16 protein-coding genes and 1 tRNA gene are annotated in these 21,714 nt (G+C 62.9%); 10 read left to right on the plus strand and 7 right to left on the minus strand.

The genetic code is table 11. From position 1 onward, the window contains the following. The first annotated feature begins 199 nt into the window (after positions 1-199). Both EN869_RS14610 and EN869_RS14615 read left to right on the plus strand, forming a co-directional pair. On the plus strand, positions 200-553 hold the full coding sequence (locus EN869_RS14610; RefSeq protein WP_127226476.1) for a DUF971 domain-containing protein: 354 nt from the start codon (positions 200-202) through the stop codon (positions 551-553). A gap of 91 nt (positions 554-644) precedes the next feature. Further along, positions 645-1,256: a pyridoxamine 5'-phosphate oxidase family protein gene (locus tag EN869_RS14615; RefSeq protein ID WP_127226477.1), complete on the plus strand. Its 612-nt coding sequence runs from the start codon at positions 645-647 to the stop codon at positions 1,254-1,256. 13 nt (positions 1,257-1,269) lie between these two features. On the opposite strand, the gene EN869_RS14620 is transcribed toward EN869_RS14615, so the two are convergent. After that, a complete protein-coding gene (locus EN869_RS14620; RefSeq protein ID WP_042642392.1) occupies positions 1,270-1,722 on the minus strand; it encodes a MarR family transcriptional regulator in 453 nt (150 codons plus the stop codon). Positions 1,723-1,769: 47 nt separating this feature from the next. Here EN869_RS14620 and EN869_RS14625 point away from each other — a divergent pair, with 47 nt between their 5' ends. Further along, positions 1,770-2,678, plus strand: a complete 909-nt coding sequence (locus EN869_RS14625) for an alpha/beta hydrolase (RefSeq protein WP_127226478.1) — start codon at positions 1,770-1,772, stop codon at positions 2,676-2,678. A gap of 7 nt (positions 2,679-2,685) precedes the next feature. Here the strand turns inward: EN869_RS14625 and EN869_RS14630 are convergent, their stop codons facing one another. Then, positions 2,686-3,087 (minus strand): rhodanese-like domain-containing protein, encoded by a 402-nt coding sequence (locus tag EN869_RS14630; protein WP_127226479.1) that lies wholly within the window; start codon positions 3,085-3,087, stop codon positions 2,686-2,688. Positions 3,088-3,386: 299 nt separating this feature from the next. On the opposite strand from EN869_RS14630, the gene EN869_RS14635 reads away from it, so the two are divergent. Next, positions 3,387-5,270, plus strand: a complete 1,884-nt coding sequence (locus tag EN869_RS14635) for a murein L,D-transpeptidase (RefSeq protein ID WP_127226480.1) — start codon at positions 3,387-3,389, stop codon at positions 5,268-5,270. A 60-nt stretch (positions 5,271-5,330) separates the two neighbouring features. Here the strand turns inward: EN869_RS14635 and EN869_RS14640 are convergent, their stop codons facing one another. The 3 genes from EN869_RS14640 to EN869_RS14650 all read right to left on the minus strand — a co-directional run bounded on the left by EN869_RS14640 (position 5,331) and on the right by EN869_RS14650 (position 7,060). After that, entirely contained in the window at positions 5,331-5,816 is a 486-nt protein-coding gene (locus EN869_RS14640; RefSeq protein WP_127226481.1) for a hypothetical protein, read from the minus strand. A 170-nt stretch (positions 5,817-5,986) separates the two neighbouring features. After that, a complete protein-coding gene (locus EN869_RS14645; RefSeq protein WP_245489419.1) occupies positions 5,987-6,715 on the minus strand; it encodes a lysozyme inhibitor LprI family protein in 729 nt (242 codons plus the stop codon). A gap of 87 nt (positions 6,716-6,802) precedes the next feature. Further along, positions 6,803-7,060 (minus strand): PepSY domain-containing protein, encoded by a 258-nt coding sequence (locus EN869_RS14650; RefSeq protein WP_127226482.1) that lies wholly within the window; start codon positions 7,058-7,060, stop codon positions 6,803-6,805. Between the two features lie 451 nt (positions 7,061-7,511). On the opposite strand from EN869_RS14650, the gene EN869_RS14655 reads away from it, so the two are divergent. Continuing rightward, positions 7,512-9,293 carry an adenylate/guanylate cyclase domain-containing protein gene (locus EN869_RS14655; RefSeq protein ID WP_127226483.1) on the plus strand — a complete coding sequence of 594 codons (1,782 nt, stop codon included), beginning with the start codon at positions 7,512-7,514 and terminating at the stop codon, positions 9,291-9,293. Between the two features lie 119 nt (positions 9,294-9,412). Continuing rightward, positions 9,413-13,720: a cytochrome P450 gene (locus EN869_RS14660; RefSeq protein WP_127226484.1), complete on the plus strand. Its 4,308-nt coding sequence runs from the start codon at positions 9,413-9,415 to the stop codon at positions 13,718-13,720. A gap of 154 nt (positions 13,721-13,874) precedes the next feature. Here the strand turns inward: EN869_RS14660 and EN869_RS14665 are convergent, their stop codons facing one another. Continuing rightward, positions 13,875-14,558 carry a Crp/Fnr family transcriptional regulator gene (locus EN869_RS14665; RefSeq protein ID WP_127226485.1) on the minus strand — a complete coding sequence of 228 codons (684 nt, stop codon included), beginning with the start codon at positions 14,556-14,558 and terminating at the stop codon, positions 13,875-13,877. Between the two features lie 598 nt (positions 14,559-15,156). Between EN869_RS14665 and EN869_RS14670 the strand changes: the two genes are divergently transcribed. The 4 genes from EN869_RS14670 (at position 15,157) to EN869_RS14680 (ending at position 20,807) form a co-directional block, all read left to right on the plus strand. Beyond that, entirely contained in the window at positions 15,157-18,843 is a 3,687-nt protein-coding gene (locus EN869_RS14670) for a S8 family serine peptidase (RefSeq protein WP_127226486.1), read from the plus strand. Between the two features lie 103 nt (positions 18,844-18,946). Beyond that, entirely contained in the window at positions 18,947-20,344 is a 1,398-nt protein-coding gene (locus tag EN869_RS14675) for a hypothetical protein (protein WP_127226487.1), read from the plus strand. Positions 20,345-20,449: 105 nt separating this feature from the next. Continuing rightward, positions 20,450-20,620: a hypothetical protein gene (locus EN869_RS34400; protein WP_167498570.1), complete on the plus strand. Its 171-nt coding sequence runs from the start codon at positions 20,450-20,452 to the stop codon at positions 20,618-20,620. Positions 20,621-20,732: 112 nt separating this feature from the next. After that, positions 20,733-20,807 (plus strand) — tRNA-Val (locus tag EN869_RS14680). Between the two features lie 68 nt (positions 20,808-20,875). On the opposite strand, the gene EN869_RS14685 is transcribed toward EN869_RS14680, so the two are convergent. Beyond that, a complete protein-coding gene (locus EN869_RS14685) occupies positions 20,876-21,556 on the minus strand; it encodes a phosphoglycolate phosphatase (RefSeq protein ID WP_127226488.1) in 681 nt (226 codons plus the stop codon). Between the last annotated feature and the right edge of the window lie 158 nt (positions 21,557-21,714).

The following is a 21,714-nucleotide window of genomic DNA, read 5'->3' on the forward strand; positions in this document are numbered from 1 at the left end:
CATTCGCAAGCGTTTCCCGTAGCCTGAGCGGCGTCGTTATATGCAGCTATGTGATACGATCCAATGCCGCATTCAAGATAGAAGGTCTTGATCTTTGGTAACATTCCCCGACCGACATCGAATGTCGGCAGTCCTCAAATGGCTTTGCGCATCGCGCGAAGCGGCGTAGGGAAGGGCGAAATCCAAAACGGGACCTATCATGACCGCGCCGAAGGAACTCAGGGTCTCAAAGGACCGCAAGCTGCTGACCGTGACCTTTCCGGGTCATCAGCCCTTCGAGCTTCCTGCGGAACTCCTGCGCGTGGCCTCGCCATCGGCGGAGGTGCAGGGCCATTCGCCGGAGCAGCGGGTGACGGTGCCCGGCAAGCGCAATGTCACGATCCTCAAGATCGATCCGGTCGGCAATTATGCGGTGCGCATCACCTTCGACGATTTCCATGACACCGGCATCTTCACCTGGACCTACCTGCACACGCTCGGCCACGAAAAGGACGAGCGCTGGAACGCCTATCTTGCCGAGTTGGCCGAGAAGGGACTGAGCCGGGATCGCTAGCCTGGCGTGGCGATCCAATTTCGGCAACCGGCTGTCGTCAAGGCGTCATGGACATGGAGTAGCGCCGGCAAAAGGTCAGGAGGCGAAGAAGATGTCGCGCATTACATCCGTCGAACAGCTAGAGACCCTCTACGGGCTGCCGGGCGAGGCCTCGATCGTCAAGGAACTCGACCATGTGATTCCCGAATATGCCGCTTTTATCGAGGCCTCGCCCTTCGTGGCGCTGGCGACCAGCGGACCGGACGGGCTCGACTGCTCGCCGCGCGGCGATCTCGCCGGCTTCGTGCGCCTCGTCGACGAGAAGACGCTGATGATGCCGGACAGGCGCGGCAACAACCGTGCCGATTCGCTGAAGAACATCATTCGCGATCCACGCGTCGGGCTGCTCTTTCTTGTGCCGGGCTCGGGCACGACGCTGCGCGTCAACGGCCTCGCGCATATCACCACCGATGCCGAGCTTTGCGCGTCCTTCATGGTCGACGGCAAGCCGGCCCGCTCGGTCACCGTCATCGATGTCGACACGGTCTATTTCCAATGCGCCCGCGCCATCGTGCGCTCTGATCTCTGGAATCCGGCCAGGCATGTCGACCCGAAGTCGCTGCCGACGCCCGGCCAGATCCTCGAGGTCACCAGCCACAGGAACATCGACGGCCAGAAGTACGACCAGGAATGGCCGGAGCGGGCGAAGAAGACGATGTGGTGATCGGGAAGCCGGTTCAGGCTTCCTTCAGCACGTCGGCGATCTTGCGCATCTGCTCGCCGATCATGTCGCATTGTTCCGGCGTCGACTGGCTCATCGCCTTCTCGATCAGCGCCATATGAACTTTCAGCGCCTTCATCAGCAGCGCTTCGCCGGCCTCGGTGAGGTTCAGCCGCAGCACGCGCTTGTCCTTCTCGTCGCCTTCGCGGCGCAGCAGGCCGCGCCCCTCGAGTTGCGGCAAGAGCATGGTGATGTTGGAGCGGCCGACCAGAAGCTTGCGGGCAAGGTCGTGCTGCGACATGCCGGGATGGCGGTAGAGGTTCATCAGCACGTCGAGCTGCGCCGGCTTGAGGTCGAGCGGCGCCAGCTTCACGGCAAGCGTGCGCTCCAGCACATGGCAGGCGCGCGCCACCGCCACCCAGTTGCGAAAACGCGGGTTGTCCCAGGGCAGCTCTTGCTTAATGTTCATGTTTGAACTATTATGTTCATGCTTGAACGAATGGATGGACTGCCAATATGGCATCATTTGGAATGAAGGTCATCCGGGGCGTTTTCGGCGCGGCCGAGCATGTCGCGCCGCGTCTCAGCGGCCGTGCCGCGTTCGAATTGTTTTGCCGCACACCCAATGCCAAATCCTTGAGTGACGGCGAGCGTCGGGCCGTCGAACGGGCTTCAGCCTTCATGGCCGAGGCGCGCCGCCACCGGCTGAAGACCAGGACGGATTGCGTGGCCGTGCACGAATTCCGGCCAGAACCGGGCAGGGAATCGCGGGGCACGGTGCTCGTCATCCATGGCTGGCGTTCGCGCACCGAATATATGCGCGCTTTGATCGAAGGGTTTCGTGGCGCCGGATACAAGGTCGTCTCGCTCGACCTGCCCGGACACGGTCATTCGCTCGGCCGCCATCTCAACATGGTGAATGCGGTGGATGCGGCGCGTGTTGCCGGCGAATGGTTCGGCCCCTTTGCCGCCGTCGTCGGCCACTCCTTCGGCGGCGCGATTGCCGCCAATGCCGTCGCGGCTTCGGTCAAGGGCATGCCACCGCTTAAGGCGCAAAATCTGGTGCTGATCGCAGCGCCGAGCTCGATGCCGGCGATCTTCGATGATTTCAGCGACATGATGAATGTTGGGCCGCGTTCCCGCGTCGCCATGGCGGATCGGGTGAAACATCTGTCGGGCCGGCCGCTGAGCGAATTCACCGGCGATCGCCAACTTGCGGAGGCGCCGGTGCCGACGCTGATCATCCACGCGCCGGACGATCGCGAGGTGCATGCAGACCACGCAAAACGTTACGCGGGCGCCGGCGGGCATGTCCATCTGCATTGGGCCGAAGGGCTCGGCCACCGCCGTATCCTCGCCGACAAGGATGTCGTTGCGCGCGCGGTGGGTTTCGTGACCGGGCAGCACGAAACGACACTGCACTGAGTAGCTTCTAATCTGTCTTCTTTTTCCGCCCCGGCTCTACGGGTAGCCCGGCCGCTTTCCACGCAGTGTAGCCGCCAAGGATGTGCTTGACCGGTGTCAAGCCCATGTCCTGCGCGGTCTTGGTGGCTAAAGCCGAGCGCCAGCCGCCGGCGCAGAAGAAGACGAAGGTCTTGCCTGAGGCGAAGAACGGCTTGTGGTAGGGGCTTTCGGGATCGATCCAGAATTCCAGCATGCCGCGCGTCACATGCTTGGCTCCAGGGATATTGCCGTCGCGCTCGACCTCGCGGGGGTCGCGCAGGTCGACGAAGATCGTGTCGTCGTCCTCCAAAAATCCCGCGGCCTCCTCCGGCGACACGACCTCGATCTCGGCATTCGCCTCGTCGAGAAGCTGGCGATACCCTTTCTTCACGGCAGACCCTCCAGGCCACGGTTGCTGCGGCCGCCGAAATTTCGACCACAAAGCCTTGCGTTTGTCACGTGGATCAGGCGAGGGCGCCGCCAACGTCTGATTGTTTTCGAGGCCGGGGCGATCGCTGCTTCGGGTCTCACAATGATGTGAAACTGTTCTGCAACACGGCTTCGAAAATTTATGGAAGCTTAACGAAAACGGTATGAATCAGTATAGTCACGTCATACATCCGCCATGCGGAGGGCGGGACCGTCCAGCGGCGCGGAACGGGAACCGGTCACAACCGGTGCGGGTGAAGCATGAAAATTTTCGGAAACAAAAAGGCCCTCGCGCCGATCGCGATCGCGGCGACGCTTGCCTTCGGGCAGCAACCGGCGAATGCGCAAGGGCTGTTCGACATGTTGTTCGGCGGCGGCATCCGGCACAACCCACAAGGCGAATTTCCACCGCCTCCAAAGCAGCGCAAAATACGGCCAGGCACGCTGGACGGCGAGGGTGGCGGCGCCAGGATCAGCAGCCCGACCTACAATACCTACAGGGCCGATAAGCTCGTTCGCGTCGACTTCAAGTCGCTGTTGCCGGCACCGCCACCGGCGACGGCGCAGGATGCCGTCTTCATGCCGTCTGTGACGGCCACTGCGTTTCGCGATGCAGTTTCCGGCTTGAGCGACTACGAGCTTTTCGCCGAACCCGACGTCGCCAAGGCGCTGATCGCCTATTATTCGGCCAATCCGGATTTCATCTGGGTGAGCGACAACGCGCCCAACAGCAGGGCGCAGGATGCCGTGCGGGTGCTTGGCGAGGCAGCGAGCTATGGCCTGACGCCCGCCGACTATTCCGTCGATATTCCGGCCGCCGTGGCTTCCGCCACACCGCAAGACCGGACCAAGGAACTGGTCCGCTTCGAAATGGCGCTGTCGGCGCGCGTGCTGCGCTATGCGCAGGACGCCCAGAGCGGCCGCGTCGATCCCAACCGGATGACGGGCTATTATGATTTTCCCGCCAAGCCATTCGATCTGGAAGGCGCGCTGAAGACGCTGGCGCACACTCAGGAAGTCCGCACCTATCTCGAATCGCGGCATCCGCAGAACGCCGAGTACCAGGCGCTGCGCGTCGAGCTGGAGGCGCTCGAAGCCAGCGAGGAAAACGAAATCGTCGTCGATCCGAAGCTGCGGCTGAAACCTGGCGAGAGTAGCCCGGAACTGCCTAAATTGTTGACGCTGATTTCCCGCAATCTCAACGATGAGATGGGCGGCAACTATGGCGAAGTGCTCGCCAGGCTGGGCAAGAGCGAGCTCTACGAGCCTGAGCTGGTGCCGGTGATCAAGGCGGTGCAGCAGCGTGCCGGCATGAAGGGCGACGGCGTTATCGGCCCGCGCACGGTGGCATTGTTTGTCGGCTCGTCGAAGGCCGACAGGATCGGGAAGGTCAAGGTGGCGCTCGAGGAGCTGCGCTGGATGCCGTCCGATCTAGGCAGCCCGCGCGTCTTCATCAACCAGCCCGCCTTCACCTCCAGCTATATCGACAATGGCGAGGAGAAGCTGAAGACCCGCGTCGTCATCGGTCGGGTCACCAACCAGACCGCGTTCTTCTACAACCAGATCAAGCAGGTCGACTTCCACCCTTATTGGGGCGTGCCGCAGTCGATCATCGTCAACGAGATGCTGCCGAGACTGCGCAGCGATCCGGGCTATCTAGACCGGGCCGGCTATGAGGTGACGGATTCGCGCGGCAGGCAGATCCCGTCGTCGGAGGTGGACTGGGGCGCCTACGGCTCCAAGATCCCGTTCAGCGTGCGGCAGCAGCCAAGCGAGGCCAACGCGCTGGGCGAGTTGAAGATCCTCTTCCCAAACAAGCACGCGATCTACATGCATGACACGCCGCAGAAGTCGTTCTTCGCGCGCGACATGCGGGCGCTCAGCCATGGCTGCATTCGGCTGCAGGATCCGCGCGGCATGGCGGCCGCGGTGCTCGGCACCACCGTCGACGATGTCGCCGAGAAACTGAAGCACGGCCATTCGACCGAAAATGTCACGCGCGTCATTCCGGTCTATGTCGCCTATTTCACGGCATGGCCGGACTTGTCCGGCAAGGTAGCATATTTCGACGACGTCTATGACCGCGATTCAAAACTGATGCAGGCGCTCGACGCGACCGAAGCGGTGCGCACGCCGTCCAGCTGAGCTGGTTATTTCAAGCATTTCTGAAAGGAGGGCTAAGGCGAAGCCGCCGAGCCAAACCGCTCACACTTTTCCTGGAATTGCCTTGATGAGCGGCTGGCGGAAGCCTGCGTCGCGTCCGGCGATCAGCCAGTAGATCAGGCCGGCCACCAGGCCCGCGCCGCCGATGATACCCATGTCGGCCCAGCGCTCCGGATCGTCGGTCGCGTCTGGCCAGATCAGCATGAAGCCTCCGGTCGCTGCAGCGGCGCCGAACAGCATGTGCAGCCAGAAGCTCCGCAACGAAAAGAACTCGGCGATCAAGGCGAAGACCAGCGTCTGCGCTCCCGTCAGGATGATCGTCAGGAAGTAGACGAACATGCCGAGCGGCGGCACCACCAGAACGGCAATGGGCGTGAATTCCATAAGCCCGAAGTAAGCTGGCGCGTTGGGCAGCGAGCTCAATACCGCGTAGATCACCACCACCGCGATCAAGCCGACCAGCACCGCGACCAGATAGCCGACGAGCACCATCAGGATGCGCTTCAGGACGTAACCGATCATTGCCATGCACCCCCGTGCCCGCAATCATGACGGGCAGTCAGCCACCAAAGTTGTGTGGATGCAAGGTCAGCGGGTCGCACCTGGCCCAAGCGCGCGTGTGCCAAAGCGCGTCGCGATCTTTCAGATTCGCTCCATCCTGAAACCGGTTCCCACTTTCGGGAGACATGCTTCAGGCCTCAAGCGCCGCCACACAGATGCTGGGAGTCGGGCAGCGCCCATGTGCCTTTGTTGGCGAGGTCGACGGCGTAGTAGACCTTGCCGCGCACATCGTCTTTCGGACAATCGCGCGGGATCACGATCAGGCACATGACGACCGGATCGCCAACCTTGGAACTCGCCAGTCCCGGCTCGCGGTCATAGGAAACCGCCGTGCCGCCATTGGCAAAGCTGGCCGCGCTGCCGGCTTCCGGGGGGGCGGCTTCCAGCGGGTCGTCGCCCAGCCTCGTGGTCAGCGCCTTGATGTGGGTGAAACCGCATTTGCCGATCGACGCGGGCAGGGGCTGATCAGTCGGCTGCGGCGTCTTTGCCGCGAGGTCGAGCGCCTTCTTGCCAATCAGCGCGATGTTGTAGTCCTGCACCCATGACGGCGCATTGCCGTAGGTCTGCAGCGCATTGTTCTGCGCGCTGACGATGCAGGCCGCGTCGGTCCTGCAGGCATTCCTGTCGGCGACCAGTCCCCTGGCGATCTTGCGCTTGTCGCCACCGAAGGCCGGCTCGAAACCGCTATAGGCCTTGGTGACCAAAGCATCGATGGCCGACATTTGCGGGTCGGCGCAGATCGCCTTCTCGGCCGGCAGTTGCGCCTTGCGGCAATCGAAGGACGGGCCGTCCGCACGCGCCAGGCCGGACGGTCCAGCCATCGATGCGGCCACAAACACGGCAGTTGTCCAGATATGAAGCCGCATATTGTCCTCCGCCTGGCGTTTTCGAAGAACAAGTTTATGCCGGATGCAAGCCCGACGGAATGGCGGGCAGGCAAAGCGAATGCGGCCCTATTTGGGCTCGCCGGTCACGGGGTCGTAGGTGATTTGGACCTTGGCCTTGTCGGTCGTGTAATAGGTGATGGTGTAGCCGTCGCTATCCCAGTCGACTTCCTTCACATAACGGAAATCGGTGCGGTGCTCGACCTTGGCAACGATTTCCGAGAGTTTCTTGGCATTTTGCGGCGGCATTGGCTGATCGTCCGCCGCCAATGCCGGTCCGCCGGCGAGGATGGCCGCGATACTGGTTGCTAGAACAACAGTGCGCATGAGAGCCCTCAAATCTCGTATTGGCCAGATCTCGTATCGGCGCCAGATCTCGAGCCGACCTAAGTGCCGTCAGAAACTCGCACACGGGCTGGTTGGTTCCGAAGCGCTAAAATAACGTTTTGAGGCGTTGCCTCGATGCGGCCGATTTTGACGCGGCAGCGGCCTCGCCTGTACCGCCTGGCGGCGAAAGATTCCGTGATTTCAATGAGTAGCGGTGGGATGCGGATGAGTTCTTTGATGTAACGGATGGCTAACCATGCGCCGGACGGAGAGTTCGTCATATTAGCTGTTCGTGGTAGAGCTTTCGGCAAGACCCTGATAGAATTCTGGTCATAACAGGGTGGCAACAGTGCGCCGGGCCCGCCGAGGATTTCCGTCGGCGGCCGGCGACGTGTTTTTTCGAGCGCTAGCCGCCTGTTCTGATTTGGAAGCGGGGACTGGGGGCTCGATCATGGCTGAACGGAATTATACCCGTCAGCTTGCGACAATCATTTCAATCGACGCCGTTGGATTCTCTCGACTGATGGGCATCGACGACGAGTTGGCTGTCGCCGCCTTCGAGGAGAGGCGCGACATCATCGCCGGCAGCTGCGGCGCCTTTGGCGGGCGCACCTTCGGCGATGCGGGTGACAGCATCATGGCCGAGTTCGGCAATCCGATCGAAGCCTTGCGGGCGGCCTTCGATTTTCAAGCGCGGATCGCGGCGCTGAATGCCGCGGTCGCCGAGGATATGCGCATGCCGTTTCGCGCCGGGATCAACACCGGCGACGTCATTGTGCGCGAAGGCCGTCTTTATGGCGACGACGTCAATATCGCCGCCCGGCTGCAGGAATTCGCGCCGCATGACGGTGTCGCGATCTCGGCGACGACATGGCACCATGTGAGGGACAAGACGGCAGCGGTTTTCACCGATCTCGGCGAGTTCAGCCTGAAGAACATCGCCCTGCCGGTGCATGTCCTGATCGCCGGCCGCGGCGGCAACGGACCGGCCGCTGCTGCTTCCTTCGCTTCGATCCCTAGCGCGCCCGGCCATTACAGGCCGGTCCCCAAGGGGCCCCCGGCAATCGCGGTGCTGCCGTTCCAGGGCAACGGAAGCGAACCCGACGCCGGCTATATGGCGGACGGTATCGCCGAGGACATCATCTACGGTCTTTCCAATACGCGCTGGCTATCGGTCATCGCCAAGGGTTCCAGTTTCCAGTTTCGCGACGACAGCCTGGGCACCAAGCTCATCGGCAACGCGCTTGGCGCGCGCTACATCGTCAGCGGCACGTTGGCGCGCTCGGACAGGCAGATCCGCCTCAACGCGTCGCTCACCGACACCTCGAACGGGCGCCTGGTCTGGTCGCAGCGCTTCGACCGCGACCTGGTCGACATCTTCAGCCTGCGCGACCAGATCGGCAGCGAGATCGTTTCCATCCTCGACAAGGAGGTCGATCGCGCCGAGCAGGCGCGCACCTTCCAGGTCCCGTGGGAAAGCCTCGAGACCTGGCAACTGGTCAGGCGCGGCCGCTGGCACATGAACAGGCGCACGCGGCGCGATACCGAAATCGCCCTCGACTTCTTCGACAAGGGCTATCGCGACGACCCGAATTCAAGCGCCGTGCTGAACGAGCTCGCATGGTGGTACTTCTGGCGGGCATGGCTGCGTTTCGGCGACAGCGACGATCTGGAAAAGGTAGAGACGCTGGCGCGCAAGGCGCTTCTGATGGACAGCCTCGATGCCCGCCCGCATGCCTATCTCGGCGCGGCCGACATCATGCGCGGCCTGCCGGCGCAGGCGGCCGAGCACCTTGCCGAGGCAATCCACATCAATCCGAGCTTCGCTTTCGCCCGCTCGGCGATGGGCAGCGCGCATCTTTTGCTTGGCGATGCGACCAGCGCGATACCGTTCTTTCTCGATACCGAGCGGTTGAGCCCGTTCGACCTCTATCGCTTCCACAATCTGGGGGAACTAGCCGCGGCTTATTGCTTCGTCGAGGACTGGCCGGCCGCGATCGCCACCGCGGAGCGCTCGCTCAACCTGTCACCGAGCTATTTTTACGCCAGGTTCCTGAAGATAGGCGCGCTGATGAAAAGCGGCCGGCGCGACGAGGCGGCGCACGAGCTTGCCATTTTCATGACCAGGCATCCCGATTTTTCCGAGCAGAGAATACGCTGGATACCGTTCGTCGACCCGTCCCGGAACAATTTCCTGATCGCCAATTTCGATCGGGCCAAGTCTCTCGCGTGATCGCCAGGGTAGACAACAAGTGACTGTGAACGAATTCACATACGCCGCACCAATGCAAACCTAGGCCAGATAGATGCCGGCATTGTATTGACGTGGACAGCCGGGGGGCTCGAACGCGCATGATCACATTGAAGTACTTCGCCGCTGTCCTGGCCGCACAGAAAAGCCAGCGCCCGGTCGCCGACATGCCGCCGTTCGACATCAATCGCCTGCGTTCCAAGAGCGGCATTGCTTCACGTATTGCCGGCCTGTTTCTCGGCGATCCGCGCTGGCTGCTGGCGCTGCTGCGCCGTTTCAAGCCGAATGTCGGCTTCGGTAACTTTCTGCTCGTCACCAAGGGCGCGGATGTTCGCGACATATTGGAGCGCGGCGATGAGTTCGAGACGCCCTACGGGCCGGAAATGGCCGAGCTGGCCCGAGGCTCGAATTTCATCCTCGGCATGCAGGACGGCGCTGCATACCGGCAGATGAAATCGGCGGTGCTGAGCGCGTTCCCGCCGGCGGAAGTCGAAGCCGCCGTCAGGCCGATCGCCGAGCGCCATTCGCGCGACATCATGACCCGCGCCAGTCCGGGCTTCGATGCCATCGCCGGATTGATGAAGATCGTCCCGGTGCGCATCTGCCGCGATTATTTCGGCCTCGAGATCGACGATGAAACCGAGTTCGCCGATTGGTCGATCGCGCTCAGCGCGCTGTTCTTTTCCGATCCGACGGCAAACCCCACCACGCGCCAGCTTGCCGTGGTCGCCGGAGACCGGCTGATCAAAGTCATAGACCGTTCGATCGCCGCCATCAGGGAACGGACAGGCAAGGACGACCGGCCGCTGGCCCGCCTGGTCGCGCTGATGGACCAGGGGCGTCTATCGCTGCCCGACATTCATTCCATCATGCTGGGCATGGTCGCCGGCTTCGTGCCGACCAATGTGCTCGCCGGCGGCAATTGCTTGGACGTCATCCTGTCGCGAACCGATGCGCGGCAGGCGGTGGATGAGGCCATCGCCGCGGGCGATACCGGCAAGCTCGATCGGGCAATCATGGAAGCCATGCGCTTCAAGCCGATCTGGATCGGGCCCTGGCGCTATACCAGGCGTGACGCAGTGATCGGCAAGGGCACACGTCGCGAGCGCCTGGTGAAGGCGGGAACGGTGGTGATGCCTGCGACGCTTTCAGCCATGTTCGATCCGGAGATCGTGCAGCGGCCGAACGAGTTCGATACGTCGCGCCCGCATCGCGACTACATGGTTTTCGGTTACGGCATCCATCTGTGCATCGGCGCCGAGATTGCCCGCACCCAGATCGGCGAATGCGTTCGCGCGCTGTTCAGCAAGCCGAAGCTTGCCCGCGCCCGGGGCAGGACCGGCAAGATGGTCGATGTCGGCGCCTATCCGGCGAACCTCAAGGTCGATTTCGAACGCTCCGCGCTTTGTCGCACCACCGACCAGTCGATGGTGACGGTGGTCTGTCCGATTACCCGCTCGATGCCGCTCGATGTCGTGCGCGGCAAGATCGAGGACCTCGGCAATCCGCCTGCCGGCGAGATCCGCGAGGCGCTCGACAAGGTCGGCACCATCCATTTCACCAGCCTGGCCGTTGCCGCCACCGGCAAGGACGAGAAATCCGGTCTTGAGTCCGGTGCGCTGGTGCTCGAAATCTCCGGTGACGGCAGCGCCGATGACGTCATTGCCGCCATCGCGCAGGCGATCGGCCAGCGGTTGCGGCCGATCTTCAGGGATGTGTGCGGTCTGCCCGACGGCGGGACCCTGGAGGACTTCCTCAAGAAGCACAACATCGAGATATCGCCTTCCTTCGGCAGCACCGCCGGATTGGTTTTCGCCGGCACGCCCGGACATTCCGTGCGCCGCATCCTCGCGGAGGCCAAGCTTGCCGACAGCGTGCGCGAGATCGCTGAGAAACCGCGCGCCGGCACTGGCAATGCCCCGGACGTGCTTGCCGAAGCGCGTCAGCATGTCAGGTGCCTCGGGCAGTTCAACTGGGCGTTCGAGCCCGCTGAAAGCCTCCTGGAAAGGCCGCCCGGCAATTGGAAGCGCGCTTTCACGACGACGCTGCTGGTGCCGCCGGTTTTCGCGACGGTTGCAATCATTCTGGCTGCTTCCTGGTATATGACCTATCATCTGGTGTTCGGCAGGCCCGTCGATCTAAGCCACGTCACGCTTACCGGTGTTGCCGTGGCCGTAACCTCGCTCGTGCTGGCCTTGGCCGGATTGCTGATTTTCGCGGCGCTGCTGGCGCTTCTGGGCCTGCGGGCGTTGCAGCGCCTCGATGACAACGACCAGCCGGAAAACACTTCGATCGCGCCAAAGGATCTGGACAGGATTCTTGCCCGCGAGGACCTCGCCGCCCAAAACCATCTGACGGCGATCTCGACGATGAAGGCGGGCATCTTGCGGCGGCTGGCGCTCAGGTTTTCCTTCTACCTGATCTCGATTGCGGCGCAGAAAGTGTTCAAGCCGGGTTTTCTCGCCAACATCAACACCATTCATTTCGCCCGATGGGTACTTTTGCCCGGTACCGACAGGCTGGTGTTCTTCTCCAACTATGGCGGCAGCTGGGAAAGCTACCTGGAAGACTTCATCGCCAAGGCATCCGAAGGCCTGACCGGGGTTTGGAGCAATACAGTGGGTTATCCGCGCACGCGCTGGCTATTCCTCGACGGTGCGCGCGACGGTGACCGCTTCAAGCGCTGGGCGAGGCGCCAGCAAGTGCCGACGCTTTTCTGGTACTCGGCCTATCCGCATCTCAACACCGCGCGCATTCGCATCAATTCGCGGATCAGGCGCGGCATTGCGTCCGCCACCGGCAACGAGGCTCGCGATTGGCTGAGCCTGTTCGGCTCCTTGCCGCGCCCTCAGGCGCGACCGGAGGATGCGGCCGGCCCGGCCGTGCCCACACCCACCCCTATCGAAGAGCTGGAATCCGGAGAAATCCAGTCAATCTTCTTCGGGCCGTTCGGCGCGCTCGGTCATGCGCATATGCTTGCGGTCCAGGTGCCGGAAGGCTTGCCGGCAACCAAGCGCAAGGCGTGGCTGGACTTCGTGATGGGCAAGACAAGTTTCGGCGACGGCGTGCCCGCCGGGCGAGCCATGACCGTGGCTTTCGGCCCCTGCGGCCTGCGCCGCCTCGGGCTGGAAGGCGGTGTCGACGACAACCCGCTCGACACGTTTCCGGTGGCCTTCCGCCAAGGCATGGGCACCCCGGAGCGCAGCCGCATCCTCGACGATACCGGTCGCGATGGCCCATCGACATGGCAGTGGGGCGCACCCGACACGCGGGTTGATGCCATCATCGTCTGTTATGCCGAGGCGCCGGCCACGCTGAAAACCGAGGTCGCCGCAGTGAAGCGACAGACGGCGGGCGCGGGAATGTCGCTGGTTGCCGAGCTGCCGCTCATCGTCAAGCGGGAGCCGAAAAAGGATGGCGCGGCCGCTGACGAGCCTGGAAAGAACGGCGATGGCACGAGCCATGGCAAGCCGGGACGCCTTCGCGCGTATGAGCATTTCGGTTTCGTCGATGGCGTCTCGCAACCGATCGTCAGAGGCACGGCACGCGCCAACAGAGGTGCGGCCCCGATGCATCTGGTGGCGCCTGGCGAGTTCCTGTTCGGCTATCGCGACGAGCATGGCTTCTATCCGGCATCCCCCTCGGTCAAGGCGGCGCAGGACCGCACCGGCATCCTGTCGCAGGTGCGGCGTAACCGCCAAGTCCCGGGGCAGCCGCCACCGCCGCGCGACTTCGGCCGCAATGGCTCGTTCCTGGTCGTGCGCCAGTTCGAGCAGCATGTCGAATTGTTCGACGATTTTTGCCGCAAGGCCGCCATGCAGGCCGCCGGCGAAACGGGCGACCCGGCCATCACCCCGCGCTGGATCGCGGCGAAAATGCTCGGCCGCTGGCAGGACGGCAGCTCGCTGGTGCGCAATCCGAACGGCCGCCCAGGTCGCGGCGCCGATAATGATTTCGCGCTCGGCGCGGAAGACCCGCAAGGGCATGCGTGTCCGCTCGGCTCACATATCCGCCGCTCGAACCCACGCGATTCGCTCGGCGAGGATCGCGAAACGCAGATCAGGATCGGCAAACGCCACCGCATCCTGCGCGTCGGCCGCACCTATGAGAAGAAGGAGAAGGGCGGCAGGACCGAGAAAGGCCTGCTGTTCATGTGCCTCAACGCTGACATCGAGCGCCAGTACGAGTTCATCCAGCAGACCTGGGTCTCGTCGAGCTCGTTCCAAGGGCTTGTCGACGAGAAGGATCCGACGATCGGCTCGCGCAAGAGCGGTGGCCGGTTTTCTATCCCGTCGTGGGAAAAGGTGACCGTGATCAAGGACATACCGCAGTTCGTCACGACCAGGGGCGGCGGTTATTTCTTCATGCCGAGCCGCTCGGCGCTGCGCTACCTGATCTCGCGGCTCTGAGCGGGAGCCGCTCGAAAGCGGTCCGTCGTTTGGAGAAAGATGGGCCGCACTGCTGTTTCAGGGCAATTGCGGCGGGAAGCTGCGGCGAAGTCGCCGAGGTTAGGCACGGCGAGTCGCCGAGCTTAGCTACGGCGAAGTCGCCGAGCTTGATAGTTCAGTCGTCATCCTGCGAGTCGGCGATGTGGTTCAGCGCGGCTGCATTGATGATGCGCAGCCCGCCGCGCTTGATGGCGATCATTTGCCGGTTGCGCCAGTCGTTGAGCGTCTTGTTGACCGATTCGCGCGTCGCCCCGAGGAACTCACCGAGCTCCGATTGCGAAATCGGAATCCATCCGGCGGAGTCAGCCATGACGCTGCTCAGGAACACCAGCCGCTTCGCCAGCCGGGCCTCGATGCCGAAAAAGGCCTGGTCGCCCAACTCGCCGCTGACCCAGCGCAGCCGAGCGCACAGCAATTCGATCATCGCACGCGCAAGAGGCGGGTTTTTCTCAATACGGTCAAAGAGTTGTGTGCGGCTCAGCGAAACCAGCTCGCATGCCGTGAGGCAGATGGCGGTTGCGGTGCGCGGGCGACCGTCGAGCGCGCCGATCTCGCCGACAAGGCTGCGCGACAGCTCGATATTGGCCACCAGCTTCTGCCCGCCCGGCGAATAGATCGAAATCTCGACGGTGCCGCTCATGACGCCATAGATGCGGTCGGAGGCATCCTCCTGGACGAACAGGTGCTGGCCGGCGGCATAGCGCTCCAGCTTGCAGCCGCCGAACAGCAGATCGAACTGGCGCGGATCAATGCGCGCCAGGCGCGGCAGGTTCCTGTCGTCCGCGCCGTTTGTAGCCATGATACGATTCCGCCTCTCGTTGAGCGGAAATTGTATGACAAGTGCGTGCTCGATCAAAGTGTCGTCTCCTTCTGTGGTGGCTGACCGAGTTCGGCGGGCGGGTGACGGAGGTTCAAATGTCACGCCTGTCGCGTCGAAATCGGGCGAGCCGGCAAACTATCAGGAGACCGGGCGCACTGGCGGTTACGGGCCGATCCGTCGAGAACGCCGTCCGCGCGCTGGGTGGGAGGTGCCCATACGCGCAGACAGCAAATCTGAAAATGGCTAGGTGATCAAATTCCTTCTTGAAAACCGCATCCATTGCAGTCCGGAAGCCGTCGTCGGACACTGTAGATCAGCTCAGGCCGTTGGCGCCGCCGTTGCCATATCTGCGCGCAAATCCGGCTTGGCGTATGTGAAGGCACTCACAGATATGCGGGCCGGGCAGAGCGATTGTTATCTTAGAAATTTGTGGTTCATGCCTCGATGGCTCTTTGCTTCGAAAGACTTCGGCATGATTGCCTAGTCGGCAAAGAGATCAGTCGAAGCATGGCCGGAGCCCTGGCTTGACTGGAGCGAACGGTCGGCGCCATGGTTCTGTAGGGGGAGGGGCATCGCCATGGCAGTCGCGAAGGGACTCCTTGTCAAGGTTCGTGGCGACGGCGCAGGGCTCTCGGTGCGAGGCGGATCACCCCGGATCGGGGGGATCGAAGCCGAGCCGATTCTTTCTCTCCCGCCAGGCATCGGCGCAAGTCCGGCCGCGGCAGCGGACCGTGGCGCCACCTGGTTGCGGCTGGCCGCGGATGCCGCCGCTTCAGACAATCCCTGGGATCACGCCCACGACATCGTCGCGCAGACCCCCGCGCTGGCGGCCGCGGGCGCCGAAGTGCTCGCGATCGAGCCCGATATCCTGCAGCAGTGGGATTACAAGGATAGCGGTGGCGATCGCGGCATGGCGGCAAGCGCGGCTCCGGCATGCACTTTTGACGAACAGGATCCGAGCGGTGGGCAGGCGACGATATCGGGTCGGGTCGCATGGAATGCCGCGCCGGACTTCAGCCAGTTCAAGGCCGCGCGCGAAAGGGTCGGCGCCAAGCTGGCCAACATCACCATTGCTCATCTCGACACTGGTTTCGATCCCGGCCACCAGACCCTTCCTTCCGGGCTTCTCACAGCGCAGCAGCGCAATTTCGTCGACGATGGAACCGGTCCGAACAATGCGACCGACCATGCTCCGGCCGGCACGCTGACCAGCAACCGCGGCCACGGCACCGGCACGCTCAGCCTGCTTGCCGGCAATAAGCTCGACGGGACCTCGCCGCACTGGCCGGGCTTCAGCGATTTCGTCGGCGGGGCGCCGCTGGCGAAAATCCTGCCGGTGCGGATCGCCGACTGGGTGGTGCGGCTGACCACCGGCACCATGGTGCAAGGCATCGACTATGCGCGCCAGCAGGGTGCGCAGGTGTTGTCGATGAGCATGGGTGGGCTGGCCTCGCAGGCGCTGGTGGACGCCGTCAACCTTGCCTATGAGCACGGAGTGGTCATGGTCACCGCGGCGGGCAACAATTTTACCGTCACGCCCAGCAGCATCGTCTACCCCGCGCGCTACAACCGGGTGCTGGCCGCCTGCGGCGTGATGGGCGACGGTCGCGCCTATTCGGGTCTCGCTCTTGGCACCATGCAGGGCAATTACGGGCCGGCCTCGAAGATGGCCACGGCGCTTGGGGCCTACACGCCGAACGTCCCCTGGGCCGAGATCGATTGCCGTAAGGTGGTCGACATGGACGGCAGCGGCACCTCCGCCGCGACCCCGCAGGTCGCCGCCGCTGCCGCTCTGTGGCTCGCCGAGCATTGGGACGTGGTGAAGACCTATCCTCAGCCGTGGATGCGCATCGAGGCGGTGCGCAAGGCGCTGTTCGCCAAGGCCTTGAAATCGACCGCCAAAATGAATGCGGCGGAGACAAAGGAGAAGATCGGGCAGGGCGTGCTGCGTGCTCTCGACGCGCTGGATTTCCAGCCGCCGGTGGCGGCAAGCCTGACCAAGCTCCCTGCGGCCACCTACACATGGAGCTGGCTGGACCTCTTGACCGGCGGCAATTCGTTGGTGGCACCGCCGCCGGCGACGCTTCGGCAGCGAATGATGTTCGCGCTTGAACTGACGCAGATGGCGCAGCACACGGTTGCCATCGAACAGGCGATCGCCGACCCGGATGCCGATCCAGACAAAGTCTCGACCGCGGCGCGCAACCGCTACCTCGAGGCGGCGCTCGATCAGGGCAATCCGTCAAAGCCGCTGAGGGCGTTCCTGGAAGACTGGCTCGGGCGGCCAGGCGCGACAGCGGTTGCTGCCGCGCTCATCTCGACCCCCAGGCCGGTTGTCAAACGCAAGCCGCGACTGCCGCCACCGCCACAGCGCCGTCTGCGCATCTATGCGCTCGATCCGTCCATCGCCAAGCAACTGGATTCGGTTTCCGTCTACCAGGCGACGCTTTCCGTGCCCTGGGACGACAAGCCGTTGACCGAGGCAGCGCTGCGGCCCGGGCCGATCGGCGAATATCTGGAGGTGATCGACGTCGATCCGGCGTCGGATAGGTTCTACGACCCAGTCGACCTCAACGACAAGCAGTTGCTGGCCCAGGACGGGCTGACGCCCTCCGAGGGTAATCCGAAGTTCCACCAACAAATGGTCTATGCGGTCGCCATGACGACGATCGGCCATTTCGAACGGGCGCTCGGCCGGCGCGCGCTTTGGGCGTCGCATTACGCCGATCATCCCGGTCGCTTGGGCGGAATGGAGACAAAGGCCTATTATGTACCGCGCCTTCGCATCTACCCGCACGCGCTGCGCGCCGAGAATGCCTACTACAGCCCGGAAAAGAAGGCACTGCTGTTCGGCTACTTTCCGGCAACGGGCAAGGATGGCGATGTCACCACACCCGGTACGACGGTGTTTTCCTGTCTGTCCAACGACATCGTCGCGCATGAGATGTCGCATGCGCTGCTCGACGGGCTGTATCGCCACTTTCAGGAAGCGTCGAACGCCGACGTGCCGGCCTTTCATGAGGCATTTGCCGACATTGTCGCGCTTTTCCAGCACTTCACGCTCAAGGAACTGGTCAGCTTCACCATCGGCAAGGCAAAGGGAACCCTGTCGGCGGCGTCGCTGCTGTCGGGTATCGCCAGGCAGTTCGGCGAGGGCAGCGGGATGGCCGGACCACTGCGCGAATATAGCGGCGCCGACCTGTCCGGCAATCTCGACTACTATACGACCTTCGAAGCGCATGACCGTGGGTCGATCCTGGTGTTCGCGGTCTACAAGGCGTTCGAGGCTATCGTTACGCGACGCACCGAGGATCTGATCCAGCTGGCCACCGGAGGAACCGGCGTTCTGCCGGCAGGCGTGCTGCATCCCGGCCTTGTCGACCGCCTCACCGACGAAACGACGAAAATCGCGAAACAGATGCTCACCATGTGCATCCGCGCGCTCGACTATTGTCCAGCGGTGGACATCACCTTCGGAGAGTATCTACGCGCCCTGATCACTGCCGATCGCGACGCCTATCCTGACGATCCGCTGCATTATCGCCTGGCGTTCATCGAATCATTTCGCAAGTTGAAGCTTCTACCGCGCGACGTGCGCACCATCTCCGAGGAGACGCTGGCGTGGAGCGCGCCGGTCAATGTCGATTCCTCGCCCGACTGGCTGAAGAAATGCCTTCGCGGAATCGATCTCAGCTGGGATCAGGAACTGAAGCGTTCGAAGATTTTCGAGCTCAATGAAACGAACCGCTTTGCCCTCTGGAAGTCGATGCGGGATGCTTTCATCGGGCATCCGGACCGCCTCGAGCAATTCGGCCTGCTTTGCGACCTGCCGCGCTATGACGAAGACGGTATGATGAAGCACGAAGCAAGGAACGGCGAGACGACGTTCGACATCTACGGTGTTCGCCCTACCCGACGCGTGGCGCCCGACGGTTCGTTCCGCATCGAGGTGATTGCCGCCGTTCAACAGCGGGTTCCTGTTGGTCTTGACGGCGCGCTGCTGCTCAAAGGGGTGGCAAAAAAAGGCGACGAATTCTTCTGGTTCCGGGGTGGCGCGACGATCATCATCGATCCGCGCAAAGGGCATGAGGAAATCCGCTACGCAATCATCAAGAACACTGGAAGCGCGGATCGGCGGAAGCGGCAGACCGCGACCGTGACGGCGAATTATCTTTCACCACTCAGGGCGCTCTACTTCGGCGGCGAGACGTCCGAACCGTTCGCGATGCTGCACGCCAACGACGGAGACGACGACCATGTCTAGAAAGCCAGCGACACGCGCCAAAGCCAAGGCGGCAACCGCTTCCGCGTCCAGACAGGCACCACTCACCGTGCGCCATTACTGCCAGGGCATTGGCGACTGCCATTTGCTGACCTTCAAGACTCCGGAGGGCCAACCTTTTCGCATCCTGATTGATTGCGGCATCCATGTATCGATCACGGGTGGCCCGGCACTCGTTGGCGATATCGTTACGAATCTCAAGATGGAGACAGGGGGCATCATCGATATCCTCGTCGTCACCCATGAACATTGGGATCATGTCTCGGGGTTCCTGACCGCGAATGATCTGTTCAAGACCTTCACGATCGGCGAAGTGTGGATGGCCTGGACGGAGAATCCTGCCGATGCGGAGGCGGTGGAACTGGACAAGTTCAAGGGCCAGGCGCTGGCCGCCCTGCAAGGCGCTGGGCAGCAGCTCGAGGGGATGCAAGGCCTCAACCCGTATATGGAAAGGGTGCGTGACGGATTGCAGGCCGTGCTGGGCTTTCAATTCGGCGCCGCAGGCCAGCGCGTGCGCTCGGCTCGCGACGCGGCGGCGAAACTGTGCGCAAAAGCGCCACGCTATTTCGAACCCGGCGGGCCACCGACGTCGATTCCGCAACTGCCCGGCCTCCAGATCTACGTGCTCGGCCCGCCGCGCGACAAGGCGGCGTTGCGGCTGGAAGAGCAGGCCGGTGCCATGTTCCCGCTGGCGAGCGGCGGCCCGTTCACCCGGGCCTTGGCTAGCGGCCTTGAGTCAAACAAGACAAGCGACCCTGGCTTTATCGATGAACTCAGCCCTTTCGAGCACAGCATTGGCACCCCGCTCTCTGTGGCTTTGAGTGGAGAGGCCGACGACTCGGCTGTCGAGTATGTCCGCAAGCACTATTCGGAGCCGATCGCGCATATCGCGCCGCAGGAAAGTCCGGATCAGTCCTGGCGGCGTATCGACGCCGACTGGATGGGGATCGCCGCCGACCTCGCCATGCAACTCGATCGCGGCGTCAACAACACCAGCCTGGTGCTTGCCTTCGAATTCATCGACAGCGGCCGGGTGTTCCTGTTCCCGGGCGACGCCCAGATCGGCAACTGGCTGAGCTGGAAGGACCTGAAATGGCAGGTGGGGCAGGGCACCGTCACCTCAGCCGATCTTCTGGCGCGCACCGTCTATCTCAAGGTCGCCCATCATGGCAGTCAGAACGCCACCCCGCAGAAGCAGGGTTTTGACCTACTGACGAGTGGTGACTTGTCGGCCTTCATCCCCACCAACAAGGCCGATGCGGTGAAAGTGCACTGGGGCGAGATGCCCTATGACGGCATCCTGACCGCGCTCGAGACAAAGACCAAGGGCCGCGTCATCCGCGCCGACGATCCGTGGCTGGCCGAAAAGAACGGGAAACCCGCCTTTGCTTCGCCGTCCGGCTCCGTCCAGGCGGTGCGCAGCGCGCCGCGCGATCCGGCACGCGGACCGGGCGGATTGTGGGTTGAAGTGGACTTGGCTTGAGAAGCGCCGACTTCGCCGGGCCGATTGCGGAAAACTGAAAACCGATTTATGGAGCGAGCGGCTGAATGAGGGCGGCCATCCATTTTCGTTTTGACAGGTCGCCTCATGCCCGATGCCTTCTCCCGCGTCATCGCCTTCCTTGCCGTGGTCACCGCCTTGTTGTTTGCTGGACTGCATTTCCACCAAGGCCACATCATCGCCACGCTCTATTTCATGACCGGCGCCGTTCTGATGACGGCCGTGACAGGCATGAATGTGAGGCGAGGGCTGATCTAGCACGCTGTGCGATTGACGTTTGGCGGCCTTGGAAGATCGTCGGCAGATCGCCTTGACTTCGAGAGCCTGCCTCCCTTATATCGCGGCTCGCTTCGGCCTTCGGGCAACGAGCGGGCGATTAGCTCAGCGGGAGAGCACACCCTTCACACGGGTGGGGTCGCAGGTTCAATCCCTGCATCGCCCACCATCCAACCTTCTGAAAAGGCTGGATGACCTGACAAGATTCGCAAAATCCAGCTGGATGTGCCTACGGGTTCAGCGCGCCGCCGCGATTAGCCGCTCGGCAAGGTCCGGCGTCAGCGTGTCGAAATGCGAGATCACCAGGGTCGGTTCGAATTCGCGCACATGGCGGTCGGTATAGCCGAAATCGACTGCGACCACCGGAATGCCAGCCGCCTTGGCGGTGTCTATGTCGGTTTGCGAATCGCCGACCATCAAAGCGTTTTCCGGATCGCCGCCGGCCAGCAGTATCGTCTCGGTGAGGTGGCGCGGGTCGGGCTTGCGGAACGCGAACGTGTCCTGGCCGCAGATCGCGGCAAAATATTTCGACAGGCCGAGCGCGCCGATCAGCGCCACGGAATTGGCCTCGTATTTGTTGGTGCAGACCGCCATCAGATAGCCGGCGGCCTGAAAGCGTTCGAGCGCCGCGATCACGCCGGGGTACGGGCGCGACTTGCCGGGGATGTTCAGCGTGTAATGGTCGAGGAACAGCTGAAGCAGCCGGTCATGCTCTTCGGCCACCAGCGCCTTGTTTTGCGCGGTATGCGCGCGTTCGATCATGACGCGGCCGCCATGGCCGACGAAGCGCCTGAAGCCGGCTTCGTCGACCGCGGCGAGATCGCTTGCCGCAAGGCTGTGATTGAGGCTGTCGAGCAGGTCTGGCGCGGTGTCGACCAGCGTCCCGTCGAGGTCAAAAACGATGATCGGGCGGGTCATGGGCGGTCCTGCAACGGTTGAGTTGCCGCAGCCGATACAGGCTGGGCCGGGTTCAAGCAAGAAGCCTCGATCGGTCCACAGCCGAGCCTTTTGATGGCCTTTGACGGGACAGGCAAAAATGCTAGGAGGCGCGCGAAACCGGCGAAATCGAGGCTCCG

This window comes from Mesorhizobium sp. M2D.F.Ca.ET.226.01.1.1 (assembly GCF_004022705.2).
Taxonomy (GTDB): Bacteria; Pseudomonadota; Alphaproteobacteria; order Rhizobiales; family Rhizobiaceae; genus Mesorhizobium.

Coding starts and splice junctions, on each gene's coding strand:
- EN869_RS14660 (WP_127226484.1), top strand. CDS start 9,413: ATGATCACATTGAAGTACTTCGCCGCTGTCCTGGCCGCACAGAAAAGC.
- EN869_RS14625 (WP_127226478.1), top strand. CDS start 1,770: ATGGCATCATTTGGAATGAAGGTCATCCGGGGCGTTTTCGGCGCGGCC.
- EN869_RS14650 (WP_127226482.1), bottom strand. CDS start 7,060: ATGCGCACTGTTGTTCTAGCAACCAGTATCGCGGCCATCCTCGCCGGC.
- EN869_RS14645 (WP_245489419.1), bottom strand. CDS start 6,715: ATGCGGCTTCATATCTGGACAACTGCCGTGTTTGTGGCCGCATCGATG.
- EN869_RS14635 (WP_127226480.1), top strand. CDS start 3,387: ATGAAAATTTTCGGAAACAAAAAGGCCCTCGCGCCGATCGCGATCGCG.
- EN869_RS14620 (WP_042642392.1), bottom strand. CDS start 1,722: ATGAACATTAAGCAAGAGCTGCCCTGGGACAACCCGCGTTTTCGCAAC.
- EN869_RS34400 (WP_167498570.1), top strand. CDS start 20,450: ATGCCCGATGCCTTCTCCCGCGTCATCGCCTTCCTTGCCGTGGTCACC.
- EN869_RS14685 (WP_127226488.1), bottom strand. CDS start 21,556: ATGACCCGCCCGATCATCGTTTTTGACCTCGACGGGACGCTGGTCGAC.
- EN869_RS14655 (WP_127226483.1), top strand. CDS start 7,512: ATGGCTGAACGGAATTATACCCGTCAGCTTGCGACAATCATTTCAATC.
- EN869_RS14665 (WP_127226485.1), bottom strand. CDS start 14,558: ATGGCTACAAACGGCGCGGACGACAGGAACCTGCCGCGCCTGGCGCGC.
- EN869_RS14610 (WP_127226476.1), top strand. CDS start 200: ATGACCGCGCCGAAGGAACTCAGGGTCTCAAAGGACCGCAAGCTGCTG.
- EN869_RS14615 (WP_127226477.1), top strand. CDS start 645: ATGTCGCGCATTACATCCGTCGAACAGCTAGAGACCCTCTACGGGCTG.
- EN869_RS14640 (WP_127226481.1), bottom strand. CDS start 5,816: ATGGCAATGATCGGTTACGTCCTGAAGCGCATCCTGATGGTGCTCGTC.
- EN869_RS14670 (WP_127226486.1), top strand. CDS start 15,157: ATGGCAGTCGCGAAGGGACTCCTTGTCAAGGTTCGTGGCGACGGCGCA.